Origin of the sequence: Domibacillus sp. PGB-M46 (assembly GCF_022668875.1) — a bacterium.
Taxonomy (GTDB): domain Bacteria; phylum Bacillota; class Bacilli; order Bacillales; family Domibacillaceae; genus Domibacillus.
Genome location: NZ_JAKGCR010000006.1, coordinates 68,213 through 81,458, shown reverse-complemented (window position 1 = coordinate 81,458; position 13,246 = coordinate 68,213). Strand labels below are relative to the sequence as shown.

At 46.2% G+C, this 13,246-nt stretch carries 17 protein-coding genes; 1 reads left to right on the top strand and 16 read right to left on the bottom strand.

Annotated features, from left to right (window positions below):
- Positions 1–13: 13 nt before the first annotated feature.
- The 7 genes from resA to L2D08_RS09730 form a co-directional block, all read right to left on the bottom strand.
- Entirely contained in the window at positions 14–550 is a 537-nt protein-coding gene (gene resA / locus L2D08_RS09760) for a thiol-disulfide oxidoreductase ResA (RefSeq protein WP_242233578.1), read from the bottom strand.
- Positions 551–669: 119 nt separating this feature from the next.
- Positions 670–1,401, bottom strand: coding sequence for a pseudouridine synthase (locus tag L2D08_RS09755; protein ID WP_242233577.1), 732 nt, complete (start codon positions 1,399–1,401; stop codon positions 670–672).
- 251 nt (positions 1,402–1,652) lie between these two features.
- Entirely contained in the window at positions 1,653–2,162 is a 510-nt protein-coding gene (locus L2D08_RS09750; RefSeq protein ID WP_242233576.1) for a spore maturation protein, read from the bottom strand.
- Positions 2,162–2,743, bottom strand: coding sequence for a nucleoside recognition domain-containing protein (locus tag L2D08_RS09745; RefSeq protein ID WP_242233759.1), 582 nt, complete (start codon positions 2,741–2,743; stop codon positions 2,162–2,164). The genes L2D08_RS09750 and L2D08_RS09745 overlap by 1 nt, the downstream gene beginning before the upstream one ends.
- Entirely contained in the window at positions 2,737–3,792 is a 1,056-nt protein-coding gene (locus L2D08_RS09740; RefSeq protein WP_242233575.1) for a D-alanyl-D-alanine carboxypeptidase family protein, read from the bottom strand. Before L2D08_RS09740 ends, L2D08_RS09745 begins: the two co-directional genes overlap by 7 nt.
- 54 nt (positions 3,793–3,846) lie before the next feature.
- Positions 3,847–4,419 carry an SMC-Scp complex subunit ScpB gene (scpB, locus tag L2D08_RS09735; RefSeq protein ID WP_242233574.1) on the bottom strand — a complete coding sequence of 191 codons (573 nt, stop codon included), beginning with the start codon at positions 4,417–4,419 and terminating at the stop codon, positions 3,847–3,849.
- Positions 4,416–5,144, bottom strand: coding sequence for a segregation/condensation protein A (locus tag L2D08_RS09730; protein ID WP_242233573.1), 729 nt, complete (start codon positions 5,142–5,144; stop codon positions 4,416–4,418). The genes scpB and L2D08_RS09730 overlap by 4 nt, the downstream gene beginning before the upstream one ends.
- Before the next feature lie 144 nt (positions 5,145–5,288).
- On the opposite strand from L2D08_RS09730, the gene L2D08_RS09725 reads away from it, so the two are divergent.
- Positions 5,289–5,804: a DUF309 domain-containing protein gene (locus L2D08_RS09725; protein ID WP_242233572.1), complete on the top strand. Its 516-nt coding sequence runs from the start codon at positions 5,289–5,291 to the stop codon at positions 5,802–5,804.
- Positions 5,805–5,811: 7 nt separating this feature from the next.
- On the opposite strand, the gene L2D08_RS09720 is transcribed toward L2D08_RS09725, so the two are convergent.
- The 9 genes from L2D08_RS09720 to L2D08_RS09675 form a co-directional block, all read right to left on the bottom strand.
- Positions 5,812–6,165, bottom strand: a complete 354-nt coding sequence (locus L2D08_RS09720; protein WP_242233571.1) for a GNAT family N-acetyltransferase — start codon at positions 6,163–6,165, stop codon at positions 5,812–5,814.
- 194 nt (positions 6,166–6,359) lie between these two features.
- On the bottom strand, positions 6,360–7,679 hold the full coding sequence (gene lysA / locus L2D08_RS09715; RefSeq protein ID WP_242233570.1) for a diaminopimelate decarboxylase: 1,320 nt from the start codon (positions 7,677–7,679) through the stop codon (positions 6,360–6,362).
- A gap of 106 nt (positions 7,680–7,785) precedes the next feature.
- The gene (locus tag L2D08_RS09710) at positions 7,786–9,201 is read right to left on the bottom strand and encodes a spore germination protein (RefSeq protein ID WP_242233569.1); all 1,416 of its coding nucleotides are present in this window, start codon (positions 9,199–9,201) and stop codon (positions 7,786–7,788) included.
- Positions 9,202–9,215: 14 nt separating this feature from the next.
- Complete coding sequence (locus L2D08_RS09705) at positions 9,216–9,632, bottom strand: stage V sporulation protein AB (protein WP_242233568.1); 417 nt, start codon at positions 9,630–9,632, stop codon at positions 9,216–9,218.
- Between the two features lies 1 nt (position 9,633).
- Entirely contained in the window at positions 9,634–10,230 is a 597-nt protein-coding gene (locus L2D08_RS24180; protein WP_304653927.1) for a stage V sporulation protein AA, read from the bottom strand.
- A gap of 40 nt (positions 10,231–10,270) precedes the next feature.
- On the bottom strand, positions 10,271–11,008 hold the full coding sequence (sigF, locus tag L2D08_RS09690; protein WP_242233567.1) for an RNA polymerase sporulation sigma factor SigF: 738 nt from the start codon (positions 11,006–11,008) through the stop codon (positions 10,271–10,273).
- Positions 11,009–11,026: 18 nt separating this feature from the next.
- Positions 11,027–11,467, bottom strand: a complete 441-nt coding sequence (spoIIAB, locus tag L2D08_RS09685) for an anti-sigma F factor (protein WP_242233566.1) — start codon at positions 11,465–11,467, stop codon at positions 11,027–11,029.
- Positions 11,452–11,814: an anti-sigma F factor antagonist gene (gene spoIIAA / locus L2D08_RS09680; protein ID WP_242233565.1), complete on the bottom strand. Its 363-nt coding sequence runs from the start codon at positions 11,812–11,814 to the stop codon at positions 11,452–11,454. Before spoIIAA ends, spoIIAB begins: the two co-directional genes overlap by 16 nt.
- A gap of 119 nt (positions 11,815–11,933) precedes the next feature.
- The gene (locus L2D08_RS09675; protein WP_242233564.1) at positions 11,934–13,238 is read right to left on the bottom strand and encodes a pyrimidine-nucleoside phosphorylase; all 1,305 of its coding nucleotides are present in this window, start codon (positions 13,236–13,238) and stop codon (positions 11,934–11,936) included.
- Positions 13,239–13,246: the final 8 nt, after the last annotated feature.

Sequence of the window (13,246 nt, the reverse complement as noted above, 5' to 3'; positions counted from 1 at the left end):
ACAAAAACTCCCTTTACGATGATGGTTTTACCCGTTCAAACAGTGCACGCAGCTGATCTTCCTGAACAAGGCCGCCGATGACAATTTGATCAATCGTGCCATCCGGCTTAATCATAAATGTCGTCGGAAGCGGGTCAACCCCGTACGTATCCATCACTTCTTTTCCCTCATCAATCGCGATTGGGAATGTTAAACCGTACTGCTTGGCGAAGTTCTCAACTTGAAAATCCGATTCGCCTACATTTACCGCTAAAATCTCTACCTGGCCCTCATACTCTTTTGCCAGTTTTTCCATGTACGGCATTTCTTTTTTGCACGGTTCACACCAAGTACCCCAGAAGTTCAAAAACACGCCTTTTCCTTCGTAGTCGGAAAGCTGATGCGTCCCGCCGTTTACATCCCTCAGTACAAAATCCGGAGCTTCATCCCCTTCCTCCAGACTGCCGCGGGATTCTTTCGTTAAGTTCGTATAAAGCGTATACATAACCAGTCCAGCCAAAACCGCTAAAATAGCGGTTCGTATAACGAGTCGTTTTTTCTTTTTTTCCATTTGACAGCCTCCAGGCCCGTTCCACTGCGCGGGCAGGAATAAACACTACACTTATTATATCATTATTTTTTGCTGTAAAAGAAAACGGCTTCAATCTTTAAATGTGACATTTTTATGACTTAGCGGAGAGAACCTGTTTCAGCAAGCGTACGCAGCTGTTTCACCTCATGAGCCGTCAGCTCGCGATATTCGCCCGCATTTAAGCCATGCAGCGTCAGATGAGCAAAACGATCCCGGCGAAGCTTTTGCACCGGATGCCCGATCGCTTCAAACATGCGGCGCACTTGCCGGTTGCGTCCTTCATGAATGGTAATTTCGAGCAGGGAACGGTTTTTCTTCCGGTCAATTGACAGCTCTTTTATTTTTGCCGGCGCCGTCATTCCGTCCTCTAACTTGATGCCGCTCATAAGCCGTTTTAATAAATGGCGCTGCACGATGCCTTCTGTTTTGGCAATATAGGTTTTATCCATTTCATAGCGCGGGTGCGTCATTAAGTTGGCAAATTCACCGTCATTAGTGAGCAGCAAAAGCCCCGATGTATCGTAGTCAAGACGCCCGACCGGAAAAATGCGTTCCTCTACTCCAGGAAAAAAGTCCACAACCGTTTTTCTTCCTTTATCATCTGTTACAGCTGAAATAACACCGCGCGGCTTATAAAACAAGTAATACACTTTTCTTTCCCGCTCAAGCGGCACGCCTTCTACCCGCACATCATCGTTTAATCCTACTTTTGTGCCAAGCTCGGTTACTTTCTTTCCGTTAACCGTTACTTTCCCTTCTAGAATAAGCTGTTCCGCTTTTCTGCGCGATGCAATTCCCGCCTGCGCAATTACTTTTTGCAATCGTTCCATCTATTTCACCTCTATAATTGTCTTTTCGTCCATTAAGCATTATGGCACAAATATTCAAAAAGGAAAAGAAAACAAAAAAACGCAGTAAAAATGCTTTTAAGCAAGTTATACCATCCGGTTATAATAAAATTCTTCCAGCTTTAATAAATCTTAGATAACGGGCTGCCTGCCTTGCTTTAACACTGCCACATTCCGAAAGCTTTTATGCAGAAGCAGCCCGGGTTCTGTGTGTATAATACAAAAAAACCCGGCTACAGGAGCCAGGTTGCTGCAAGAACGGAAAAGAAAAACGCAGCCGCATCCGCAAGCAGGCCAATTTTCAAAGCATCACCGGTTTTCTTGATTCCGACAGCCCCGAAGTAGACAGCCAGCACATAAAGAGTGGTATCAGTGCTGCCCTGCATAATCGCTGCCAGCTTTGCAATGTACGAATCTGCTCCATGCTCCTGCATAATCTGATCCAGCATAGCCAGTGTCGCCGTGCCGGAAATCGGACGCATAAGGGCCAGGGGTACCACATCAGCTGGAATACCGACCAGCGAAAGCAGCGGCGCGAGCCATGAGGCCAGCTCGCCGGCAGCACCGGAAGCGCGGAATATCGTCACAGCCGCCATCATAATGACAAGATGCGGAACGATGGACACCCATGTCTGCATGCCTTCTTTTGCTCCGTCTGTCAGTGTTTCGTAAATGTTTACTTTTTTAAAGATTCCTACGCCAATTACCACTGCTACAATAGCCGGCACAAGCCAAACAGCCATTATCGTCTCCTTCTGAAAGCGTAGTAACGGTCAAGCACAATGGCAAAGAAAAAAGACAAAATGGTCGCAGCCAGGGCCGGTATAATAATATCCGTTGGATCTGATGCTCCATTTTTCATTCCAATAGCGATTACAGTGGTAGGGATAAGCGTAATCGCTGCTGTATTAAGCGCTAAAAAGGTGATCATCGAGCGGCTTGCTTTGTCCCCGTCGCCGCTCAGCTTTTTGAGCTCCCGCATCGCTTTAAGGCCGATCGGTGTGGCTGCATTACCGAGCCCAAAAAAATTGGCGGCCATATTCGAGGCAATATAGCCAAATACAACATGTCCATCCGGTATTTCCGGGAAAAGCCGGGCTAAAAGCGGCTGCACTGCATCCGCCAGTCCTTTTACCATACCAGCGGCTTCTGCTGTTTTCATCACGCCCGTCCAAAACAAAAGAATTCCGGCGAGTGAAATCGCCAATTCAATGGATTGCCCCATGGACGCGAACAAGGCCTCATTCACCTCGGCCATCGTTCCGTTAATGGCTGCAAAAAGAAACCCGGCCAGGATTAAAAAAGCAAAAGCGATGCTTACCATGCCATCAGCTCCTTTTTCAGCTTTGCCCATAGAGATGTGGCCGCCCGTTCTTTTGTTTTATAAACCGTGATCGATGTTTGTTTTTCGTTCCCAATCCATAACTCTGCTTTTCCAGTTTGGCCAGACCCTACGACAAGCCGAATGTAGGCAGACTTTTTTTCGTCAGGTGTCATGGGATAGCGGACCTGTTTTTTTGCATAATATAACTGCTTTTCCCCCGGAACAGCAAAAGGCGTTTTGCCGACAATCATGGTTTGGCTGTACGAATGGAAGCCATACTCAAAAAGAGAAGTATGATCAAGCCAGTCATCTGGTGCATTCAGTGTTACGACCGCTAAAGACATGCCATCCTTTTTGGCTGTTGTGACCAGTGTACGGCCTGACTTTTTCGTAAAGCCCGTTTTGCCTCCCGTAATGATGCCTCCGCTCCGGACAAGACGGTGTTTGTTTTCCCAAACACGAATCGGCTTGCTTTTTGTTCTGTACAAATCCGTTGAAACAATTTTCCGGTACGTACTGTTTTTCATCGCTTCTGATGTTAAAAGAGCCATATCATAAGCGGTTGAATAGTGGGCCGGATCGTGAAGTCCATGCGGATTCATAAAAGAAGTGTTCTTCATTCCGATCTCTTTCGCTTTTTTGTTCATTAAAGCGGCAAACTTTTCTGGTGTGCCGGCAACATGTTCACTGATCGCAATGGCCGCATCATTTCCAGAACGAAGCATTAATCCATATACAAGTTCCTCCAGTTTCAACTTGTCCCCATTTTCCAAGTACAGACTAGACCCCTCTACTTGGCGGGCGCGATCGCTGATAGCCACTGTTTCATTCAGCCGTCCGGATTCTACTGCAAGCAGCGCAGTCATAATTTTGGTAATGCTCGCAATCGGCCGGCGCACATGTGCATCTTTTTGGGCTAAAACCCGCCCGCTTTCCATGTCCATCAGCACGGCACTTTGAGCAGAAAGAGATGGTTCTGCTCTTGCAGCTGTCGGCATAACAGAAAGTGCCAGGAGCAGGATGAAAGCGAACAGCCTCTTTTTTTTCATCAGTCCGCTCCTTTCTTTTTTCACTACTATATGAAAAAAGAAAGACGAGCATGACTAATCCTCAAGGGCTTCTTCGAATCGGCCGAAAAACAAATCGGCTTCCTGCTGCATAGATCCAGTGCTTTCTTCGAGCGGCGGCAGATCTTTGATGCTTTTAAGCTGAAAAGCATCTAAAAATTCAGCTGTAGTCGCATACAAAATAGGCCGGCCCGGGGCATCTGCACGGCCAGCTTCTTCAATGAGCCCCCGTGCACACAAGGTGGCAATGGGACGCTCTGTTTTCACTCCCCGGATTTCTTCCACCTCGATACGTGTAACCGGCTGATTATAAGCAATAATGGCGAGCGTTTCCAACGCTGCCTGGGACAGTGTTTTCGGTGACGGCTTTTCAGCAAGCTTTTGAATAAAGGCCGCATTTTCTTTTTTCGTCATCATCCGGTATTCGTCGCCAAAGGAGGTAATCACTGTTCCCCTCGTTTCATCTTGTTTCAAAGCTTCCTCCATCGATTGAAGAATGTCTTTGACCTCCTGTATCGGCAAGTCCATGACCTCGGCGATTTGCTCCGCTGTCAGCCCTTCGTCTCCTGCTGCAAACAGCAGGCTCTCTATAATGCTTTTATGTTTCATCCTTTATTTCCTCCAGCCGTTACATATAAGTCGGCAAAATTTCCTTCTTGTGAAACAACAATTTCATTTTGCTTCATCAACTCTAAAATGGCTAAAAAACTAACCACAAGCTCGTTCCGTTCATGAGAGTCAAACAAGTCATCAAAAAGAACGGGCTCTTTTGACAGCCTCAGCTTTTCTTTGAGCAGCTCCATTCTTTTTTCTACTGAAAGCTCTTCCCGGCGGACCGTTGCTCGTGGCGGCACAGCCAGCTTTTTACGGCGGGCCATTTTCTGAAAAGCGCCGAGCATATCAAAAAGGGACACATTGAGCGGCCCTTCTTCATTAGATGAAAAAAGCTGGTCTGCGGGCGGTCTTGAAAAAAGCTTTGTCCGCTCTTCCTCCAGCTCATGAAGGCGGCCGGCTGCCTCTTTATACTTTTTATACTCGATTAACCGGCGGGCCAGCTCTTCTCTCGGATCTTCTTCTTCTATATAATCTTCCTCTTCCGCCGAATGATCCGGCAGCAGGGAACGGCTTTTCATGGCAATTAATGTAGCGGCCATCACTAAATATTCACTGGCTACATCAAGTTCAAGCTGCTGCATTGTATTCACATACAATAAGTATTGATTCGTAATTTCCGATACAGGAATATCGTATATGTCTATTTCAAGCTGCTGGATCAAGTGAAGCAGCAAATCAAGCGGCCCTTCAAAAGAATCAATTTTCACTTTATATTCCATTGGTTGCTCCCCTGTACTTCCTGCATTTTTTACATTCTATTCCCTTCCGCTGGCCATAAGCGCATTCAGACGGCTGCTATTGAGAAAAGAATTAAATCATGATACGCTTACTTCGATTCAACCACTTGAACTGGGGGAAACCGAATGTATTCATATCCAGTGCCTTACCTGGCTTTTCTGGCACATTTTCATATTGACCGTGATTATTTTGAATGCCACGAGCTGTTAGAAGAATATTGGAAAAAAACAGATGGCACGCGTGATTCCGTCTGGGTTGGCTTTATCCAGTGTGCTGTTTTCCTTTATCATTACCGGCGCGGAAACAAAGCCGGCGCACTCCGTATGGCTCAAAAATCAATCTCCTGCTTGATCCGCCGCCAGGAAGCCCTGAGGGAGCTCGGTGTTGATCCAGAGCACTTTCTTCTCCTGATTGAGCAGGCGGCAGACGATGTAAAAGCCGATGTTCCTTTTGAGCCCATTGAAATTCCGATTGCGGACCCACAGCTTCAAAACGAATTAAAGCAGTTTACTGCTGCTTTTGAGCCGGAATGCAATGAACAATTTCTACTCAACAAACACAAACTGCGTGACCGTACGGACGTATTAGATGCCCGTACAGCCGCAATCGCATTAAAAAAAGCCGGTAAGGTGACGAGATAATCGTCCTTTACCGGCTTTCTTTCGTACACTTTTCAAAAAATCGGTTCGTTGCTTCGCTTGGCGCAACAGTCCGGTCCGAAAATAATTTTTTTACAGCGGCAATCATTTCTGTTCCAATTCCTTCATCGCGGAAAGACGGATTGACCGCTATGTGCAATATTTCGACTTTTGTATCGCTGATGGCTACACCAACTACGCCTACAATGTCCTCGTCTTCTTTCCAAAGAAACAGCTGTCTGCTGTCATCTGCTTCGTAGCTTTCCATCGTTTCGGTCAGCGTCCGCAGCTCTTTTTCGCGAGGCATGTAGGAAAGCAAGCCCATTGCAATTTTTTTAAACGACTTTTTATATCGAATCAGCATTTAAAATCCCTCTTCAATTAGCAGGATTTACCTGCTTGATATCGCCACGTACTTTATCTTACTAAATCTAAAGCCCGACCGCAAGAGGCGATGTTAACCCGCAATAAAAAACCAGTAATACAGTCCCCATCCCAGTGCCAGAACAGTGAATAAAAGGAGCAAAACAACATTGTTTTTCATACTGCCTGCTCCAATTAGTTTGTCTGCGGCAGCCCAAGGGGCAAGTCTAATTTCACTAAATCCTCAAATGTCTCACGACGAATGACCAGTCTCGCCTCGCCATTTTCGGCAAATACAACTGGCGGACGCGGAATACGGTTGTAGTTATTCGCCATGGAATAGCCGTAAGCGCCCGTACAGAACATCGCGAGCAAATCCCCGGCTTCTGCTTTCGGAAGCGGCAGATCCCAAATGAGCATATCACCGGATTCACAGCATTTTCCGGCAATCGATACCGTTTCTTCAACCGGGTCGTTTACACGGTTTGCGAGTACCGCTTCGTACTTCGCTTCATATAAAGCAGGGCGGATATTATCACTCATGCCGCCATCCACAGCTAAATATTTGCGCACATTCGGCACATCTTTCACTGAACCTGTTTCATAAATTGTCACGCCTGCGTCACCCACAAGGGAACGGCCCGGCTCAATCCAAATTTCAGGCATACTCATTCCATATTTTTTTGTTTCACTTTGCACTTTGCTGATAATCTCTTCTACATAAGCAGCTGGTTTAAGCGGATCATCTTCAGCGGTATAACGGATACCGAAACCGCCGCCAAGGTTTAATACTTTCGCTTTAAATTCGAGACGGTGCTGCCAATCCGCCAATTTTCCGATAATTTTCTCGGCCGCTAAAATAAAGCCTGTTGTTTCGAAAATTTGCGATCCGATATGGCAGTGAAGGCCTAATACGTGGATAAACGGCTTTTGAAGTGCCAGTTTCAATGCTTCTTCCGCTTGTCCATTATTTAAATCAAAGCCAAACTTTGAATCTTCCTGACCCGTTAAAATGTAATCATGCGTATGAGCTTCAATACCCGGCGTAATGCGAAGCAGAATATCCATCACTTGACTGCGGGCTTCACTGATTTCACCAATAAGCTCTAATTCATGAAAGTTATCGACTACCATACAGCCAATCCCTGCTTCAAAAGCCATTTCGATTTCTTCACGGCTTTTGTTGTTTCCATGAAAATGAATTCGCTCTACCGGAAACCCGGCTCTTTGTGCTGTATATAACTCCCCGCCCGATACAACATCAAGCGACAGTCCTTCCTGTTCGGCCAGCTGCATCATGGCTACCGAAGCAAATGCCTTGCTCGCATACGCCACCTGCGCTTTGACTCCCAATTTATCAAATGTCTCTTTAAATCCTCTTGCACGCTCACGAATAAGCGCTACGTCATATAAATAAAGCGGTGTGCCGAATTGAGCTGCCGCTTCTACTACGTCAACACCGCCAATTTCTAAATGTCCGCGGTCATTCACAGCTGCTGTCCCATATGTGTGCATATGCATAATCGCCCCGTTCTATTGTCTTTATGCCTTTTACCCGGCATGAGAATAAAAGTACTATATCATACATTCACCCCTCGCTCAATACACGAAATATTCCTGCTTACCGTAAATCTGTTCGGTTGATTTCTGGAAGTCCGGTTTGCTCCGGTGCCTGCCGTCTAATGAGGATCGTCCAAAGCGATGAAGCGTCAAAGGGAATCAGCGGCCATAGATAAGGAGCGCCGAACGGTTTTAAACGAACGAGATATACAAACACAAGCATAACCGACACAACAAATCCAATTGGACCAAACAGGGCCGTTCCTGCCAGAATAAAAAGGCGTGTTAATTTATTCGCCAGCCCCAGCTCATAGCTGGGTGTAGAAAACGTACCAATGGCTGCAAGTGCTGTATACAATATTACCTCAGGCACAAAAAGCCCCGTATCAATGGCCATTTGTCCAATTAACACGGCCGCAACAAGCCCCATAGCAGTTGAAAGCGGCTGCGGCGTATGAATGGCAGCAACCCGCAGCCACTCTATGCCAAGATCGGCAATAAAGATTTGTAAAACAAGGGGGATTTCAGTTGTTTCACGGGGACCAATAAACGAAAGCGCTTCAGGAAGCATGGCGGGATAAGCAGCGAACAGATACCAGAGCGGCAGCAGAAATAAGGACATCCATAAACCGACAAAACGAAGCAGACGGATAAATGTGCCTGCTGCCGGAAGCTGCCTGTATTCTTCGGCATGCTGCATATGCTGCAGAAAAGTAGCCGGCATGATCATAACCGCTGGTGACGTATCGGTATAAAGGAGGACATGCCCTTCAATTAAATGGGCGGCGGCAATATCCGCTCGTTCAGTGTAACGAACAAGAGGGTAGGGGTTGTAGTGTTGTTTAATTAAAAATTCTTCTACCGTTTTGTCTGCCATAGGAAGACCGGCTGTTTTAATAGAAGTGACTTCTTTCTTAACCCGCTCAACCAATTCACCGGAAGCTACACCTTCCATGTAGCCGACAGCAATATCCATTTGTGAAACACTTCCCGCTCTCATAATTTCAAACCGAAGACGGCCGTCACGGATTCTTCTTCGCGTAAGAGCTGTGTTCACGATGATATTTTCCACAAAACCGTCACGGGAGCCGCGCACAACTTTTTCTGTATCAGGCTCTGCCGGCTGCCGCCCTGGATAACTTCTTACATCAATGATAAACGCCGTTCCCGGTACTGAGATACCAATCAGTCCCGACATGATTGCAGCCGGCAGCTTTGATGGATCTGTGACTTCTTCGACTGCCTGATGGACAAGATGCCCTTTGACGAGGGAAGCAGTCGTTTTCCCCTCCTCCTTTTCAAGCGCAATCAATGATTCCATAATTTCGATAATAAACCGTGTTTCACAAAGACCGTTAATGAAATAAATATGGAGCGGCTCCCCTGCTACTGTCAGCCTTCTTATGCCGGTATCAAAACTTTTACCAAGCCCTGCTTCTTTTTCTAAGTAAACATCCATTTCTTCTGGCGAAATCATCGTGCTGCCTCCTTTTACATCGGTGAAAGTAAAATCCATTGAATAAGCGAGCCTGTTATCTTGCCAAGTGCCACAGCCATCATCAGCATGTTCACCTCGGCAAAAACCCCTACTCTCCTGGCTAGTATAGGAAACACATTCAGTACTTCAGTCAGGGCAGCCGCACCCATGCCGATAAACAAGCCGCTGAATAAACCGATAAAGGCAGTTGTAACAGATGGCCAGTGAAAATGCGTATTAAAAATATGCAGAAGTGTTCCTGTGAGTACACCAAGCACCAGTGAAAGCTCGTACAAGTGAATATACGGCTGTGTTTTCGTAGCCGACATCAGCCTCGGGATCACACCAAGGACTGAAATAAACGCCACATACCCGGCACCTGTAGCCAACCCGCCTGATAGACCGATAAACAAAACAAAAAGCGTCGTCATGCTACGGCTTTTCCTTTTCATTGGCTGCCAGATAGGCATTGATGTCTTCCTCGTACTTAAACATTTCTAAATCAAGCGGGCCCGGCTCTTCATTGAGTCTTTTTTGCCAGAGCCGATTAAAAAATAAAATCATCCCGAGCCCCAGCCCTATAGAATAAGGGATTTGAAGCATAAGCGGGTTTTCATTTTTAATGCCTGTTATTTTTTCATATAAAATTGCATGCACTTTCTGCATGGATACGTCCTCATGAAAATTCATAATGGTCAGTGCAGCACCTGTAAACAGCACAAGCCAGACAAATGTGATTTTCCAAAGCGGGGCTCGTGCACGCACAGGCTGCAGGCTGACAATCGTTTCTGTATCGCCTGTGATAACCGTTTGCGCATCAGGAAAAACCGTTTTTAATGCTTTCACAACATCTAAAATCGTTACAATGACTACATTGCCTGATGATGGCTTTGCCGTTTTCACAATCAGTTTTTCTAAAATGGGCTTTGCTTCCTGGTCGACTTCGGCTTCAGCCACATCAAAAAAAGAAATGCGCCGTTCGTCGAGGCGAACATGGCGCTTTAAGGTGATGTACACGATTTGACCCATAGCAAGCACCTCCGCTTTTTACGAAGTTTCCCCGTGCCGACTAGGTTTTATTCATATCTGACCGCAGGCTTTTAATAATCTGTTTTTCAAGTCTTGATACTTGAACTTGGGAAATCCCGAGCCTGTTTGCGGTTTCCGACTGCGTGCAGTCTTTGAAAAAACGGAGAAATACGATAAGCTGTTCCCGCTCAGGCAGCTTTTCTATGGCTTCTTTTACAACCAATGAATCAAACCACTTGGCTTCTGGTGCTGCAAGCTGGTCAAGCAGCGTAATAGGTTCTCCTTCATTTTCATAAACGGTTTCATGGATAGACGCCGGACGCCGGGAAGATTCCTGGGCCATCATCGCTTCCTCCATCGATATACCAAGCTTTCCGGCCAGTTCCTGTACAGTCGGAGGGCGTCCGCTTTCTGCAATAAACGCTTCACGTTCGCGCCTCATCTTCCCGGCTGTTTCCTTTAAGCGCCTGCTCACCTTTACTTCTCCATCATCACGCAAAAACCGCTGAATCTCGCCGATAATCATCGGAACCGCGTATGTTGAAAACTTAACGTTATAGGAAAGATCAAACTTATCAATACATTTAATTAAACCAATACAGCCGATTTGAAATAAATCTTCTGACTCGTGACCACGATTTAAAAATCGATGCACCACCGACCAGACGAGCCGTGTATTCCACTCAACCAGCTTATTGCGCGCTTCCACGTCGCCTTCCTGGCTTTGCCGAATCAGCTCCTTGACTTCACCATCGGTTAACTGTACAGCCTGCTTCATAAGAAATCCGCTCTTTCCTTAAACACAGTTAACACGCTTTCCCGCCAGCCGCTTTTTAAAACGAACGACTGTACCCGAAGATGTGCTCGATTCCACTTCCAGGAGGTCGGTAAAATGCTCCATAATCGTAAAGCCCATACCGGCTCTTTCCATTTCAGGCTTTGTTGTAAAAAGAGGTTCTTTCGCTTCTTCAATATTTCCGATTCCGCGTCCTTCATCGCGGACAATCACATCGATTTCTCCGTCCTCAATGGTGGCGCTAATATAAACAATTCCCGCCGGATTACTGTCATATCCATGGATAATAGCGTTTGTCACCGCTTCTGAAACAGCCGTTTTTAATTCTGCTAAATCGTCTACAGTCGGATTGAGTTTTGCTGCAAAAGAAGCAACAGCTACCCGCGAAAACGCTTCGTTTTCTCCCAGTGCGTTAAATGAGATCGTCATTGTGTTTTGCATGAAGACTCCTCCAATCTCCCCAGCGCTTCTTCTTCAGTTTGATCCACATACATAATTTTAAACAGCCCCGAAAGCTGAAACAGGCGTTTCACCTGTGTATTCAATCCACAAACGGTTACACTGCCGCCCATTTCATTTACCTGGCGATAGCGCCCTAAAATCACTCCAAGACCTGAGCTGTCCATGAAAGGCAGACCCGACAAGTTCCAAATCAAGTGCTGCGTTTGATGGCTGTCAATTTGCTGCTCTGTAAATTCCTTAACCTGCTCGGAATAGTAGTGGTCGAGCTCTCCCGTTAATCGAATAATGAGAACTTTTCCTTTCGCTTCTGCTTTCATGGTTACCATCGTCATTCCTCCTTTACATGCTGATATGTTCAATTCTTTTTTTAGGAGTCATTTTCCTCCCCCCTACCAAAACTAGAAAAAAGCTCTTAATTTTCGACAAAAAAAGAGACTGACATTTGTCAGTCCCTGATCACTTTATGGATAAGCGTCGGCCGTTCCACTTTTTCATTTGAAAAACGATATGCCTGCTTTACTTTTTCAATGGAGTCTTTTGGTGTGGCGTTATCCGCGTGGAGCGTAACGAGTACCTCTCCTTTTTGAACGAAATCACCGATTTTTTTCTTTAATGTAATACCGACAGCATGATTGATTTGATCGTCTTTTGTTGCGCGTCCCGCCCCTAAATACATAGCAGCTATCCCAATGGACTCTGCGTCAATTTCGGCTACGAAGCCTTCTTGCCCTGATTCAACATCAATATGAAAAGAGGCCTGCGGAAGCTTGGCAGGATTATCAATCATGTCCACATCGCCGCCCTGAGCGATTACAAACTGGCGGAATGCTTCGAACGCTTTGCCGTTTTCCAGATTCGCCTCAAGTGCATCACGTGCTTCTTTGTAATTGCTGAACGCACCGGCCAGCACTGTCATATGAGACGCAATTTCAAGCGAGAGGGTCCGGAGATCTTCTACGTTCTCCCCTTGCAAAATGGCCGCCGCTTCCTTGATTTCATTGGCATTGCCGACTTCAAATCCGAGCGGCTGATTCATATCACTAATAATCGCAACCGTTCTGCGGCCAAGGTTATTGCCGATGGCGACCATTTCTTTTGCTAAAGCCTCGGAGTCCTCCAGCGTTTTCATAAACGCGCCGGACCCTGTTTTTACATCTAATACAATACTGTCTGCACCAGATGCAAGCTTTTTACTCATGATGGAGCCGGCAATCAGCGGAATGGCTTCGACTGTTGCGGTTACATCGCGCAGAGCGTACAGCTTTTTGTCGGCTGGAGCAAGATTTCCGGTCTGGCCGGCAACAGCAAGCTTATGTTTATTGACATTATCAATAAACTGCTCTTTGGACATTTCAATTTGAAGGCCTGCTATCGCTTCAAGCTTATCAAGCGTGCCTCCGGTATGGCCAAGGCCACGGCCGGACATTTTTGCTACCGGCACACCTGCCGAAGCAACAAGCGGCCCGACAATAAATGTGACTTTATCTCCGACTCCGCCCGTTGAGTGCTTATCAACTTTATGGCCTTTAATGCCAGACAAATCAATCGTTTCACCTGAATCAACCATCGCTTTTGTTAAAACAGCCGTTTCCTGCGGGGTCATTCCTTGAAAATAAATCGCCATCATAAAAGCGGATGCCTGATAATCCGGGATTTCGCCTTTTGTATAACCTTGAACAAAAAATTGAATTTCCTCGTCTGTCAGTGCCTGTCCGTTACGCTTTTTATGAATTACGTCCACCATTCTCATTCATCCAT

What these genes read in the sequence shown, in the direction of transcription:
- resA (WP_242233578.1), bottom strand. Translation starts at nt 550, where the DNA reads ATGGAAAAAAAGAAAAAACGACTCGTTATACGAACCGCTATTTTAGCG.
- L2D08_RS09740 (WP_242233575.1), bottom strand. Translation starts at nt 3,792, where the DNA reads ATGAAAAAAAAGAGGCTGTTCGCTTTCATCCTGCTCCTGGCACTTTCT.
- L2D08_RS09720 (WP_242233571.1), bottom strand. Translation starts at nt 6,165, where the DNA reads ATGCTGATTCGATATAAAAAGTCGTTTAAAAAAATTGCAATGGGCTTG.
- L2D08_RS09750 (WP_242233576.1), bottom strand. Translation starts at nt 2,162, where the DNA reads ATGGCTGTTTGGCTTGTGCCGGCTATTGTAGCAGTGGTAATTGGCGTA.
- sigF (WP_242233567.1), bottom strand. Translation starts at nt 11,008, where the DNA reads ATGAAGCAGGCTGTACAGTTAACCGATGGTGAAGTCAAGGAGCTGATT.
- L2D08_RS24180 (WP_304653927.1), bottom strand. Translation starts at nt 10,230, where the DNA reads ATGGGTCAAATCGTGTACATCACCTTAAAGCGCCATGTTCGCCTCGAC.
- L2D08_RS09710 (WP_242233569.1), bottom strand. Translation starts at nt 9,201, where the DNA reads ATGATTTCGCCAGAAGAAATGGATGTTTACTTAGAAAAAGAAGCAGGG.
- L2D08_RS09730 (WP_242233573.1), bottom strand. Translation starts at nt 5,144, where the DNA reads ATGGAATATAAAGTGAAAATTGATTCTTTTGAAGGGCCGCTTGATTTG.
- L2D08_RS09675 (WP_242233564.1), bottom strand. Translation starts at nt 13,238, where the DNA reads ATGAGAATGGTGGACGTAATTCATAAAAAGCGTAACGGACAGGCACTG.
- L2D08_RS09725 (WP_242233572.1), top strand. Translation starts at nt 5,289, where the DNA reads ATGTATTCATATCCAGTGCCTTACCTGGCTTTTCTGGCACATTTTCAT.
- L2D08_RS09745 (WP_242233759.1), bottom strand. Translation starts at nt 2,743, where the DNA reads ATGGTAAGCATCGCTTTTGCTTTTTTAATCCTGGCCGGGTTTCTTTTT.
- spoIIAA (WP_242233565.1), bottom strand. Translation starts at nt 11,814, where the DNA reads ATGGTAACCATGAAAGCAGAAGCGAAAGGAAAAGTTCTCATTATTCGA.
- L2D08_RS09705 (WP_242233568.1), bottom strand. Translation starts at nt 9,632, where the DNA reads ATGACGACGCTTTTTGTTTTGTTTATCGGTCTATCAGGCGGGTTGGCT.
- lysA (WP_242233570.1), bottom strand. Translation starts at nt 7,679, where the DNA reads ATGCACACATATGGGACAGCAGCTGTGAATGACCGCGGACATTTAGAA.
- L2D08_RS09755 (WP_242233577.1), bottom strand. Translation starts at nt 1,401, where the DNA reads ATGGAACGATTGCAAAAAGTAATTGCGCAGGCGGGAATTGCATCGCGC.
- scpB (WP_242233574.1), bottom strand. Translation starts at nt 4,419, where the DNA reads ATGAAACATAAAAGCATTATAGAGAGCCTGCTGTTTGCAGCAGGAGAC.
- spoIIAB (WP_242233566.1), bottom strand. Translation starts at nt 11,467, where the DNA reads ATGCAAAACACAATGACGATCTCATTTAACGCACTGGGAGAAAACGAA.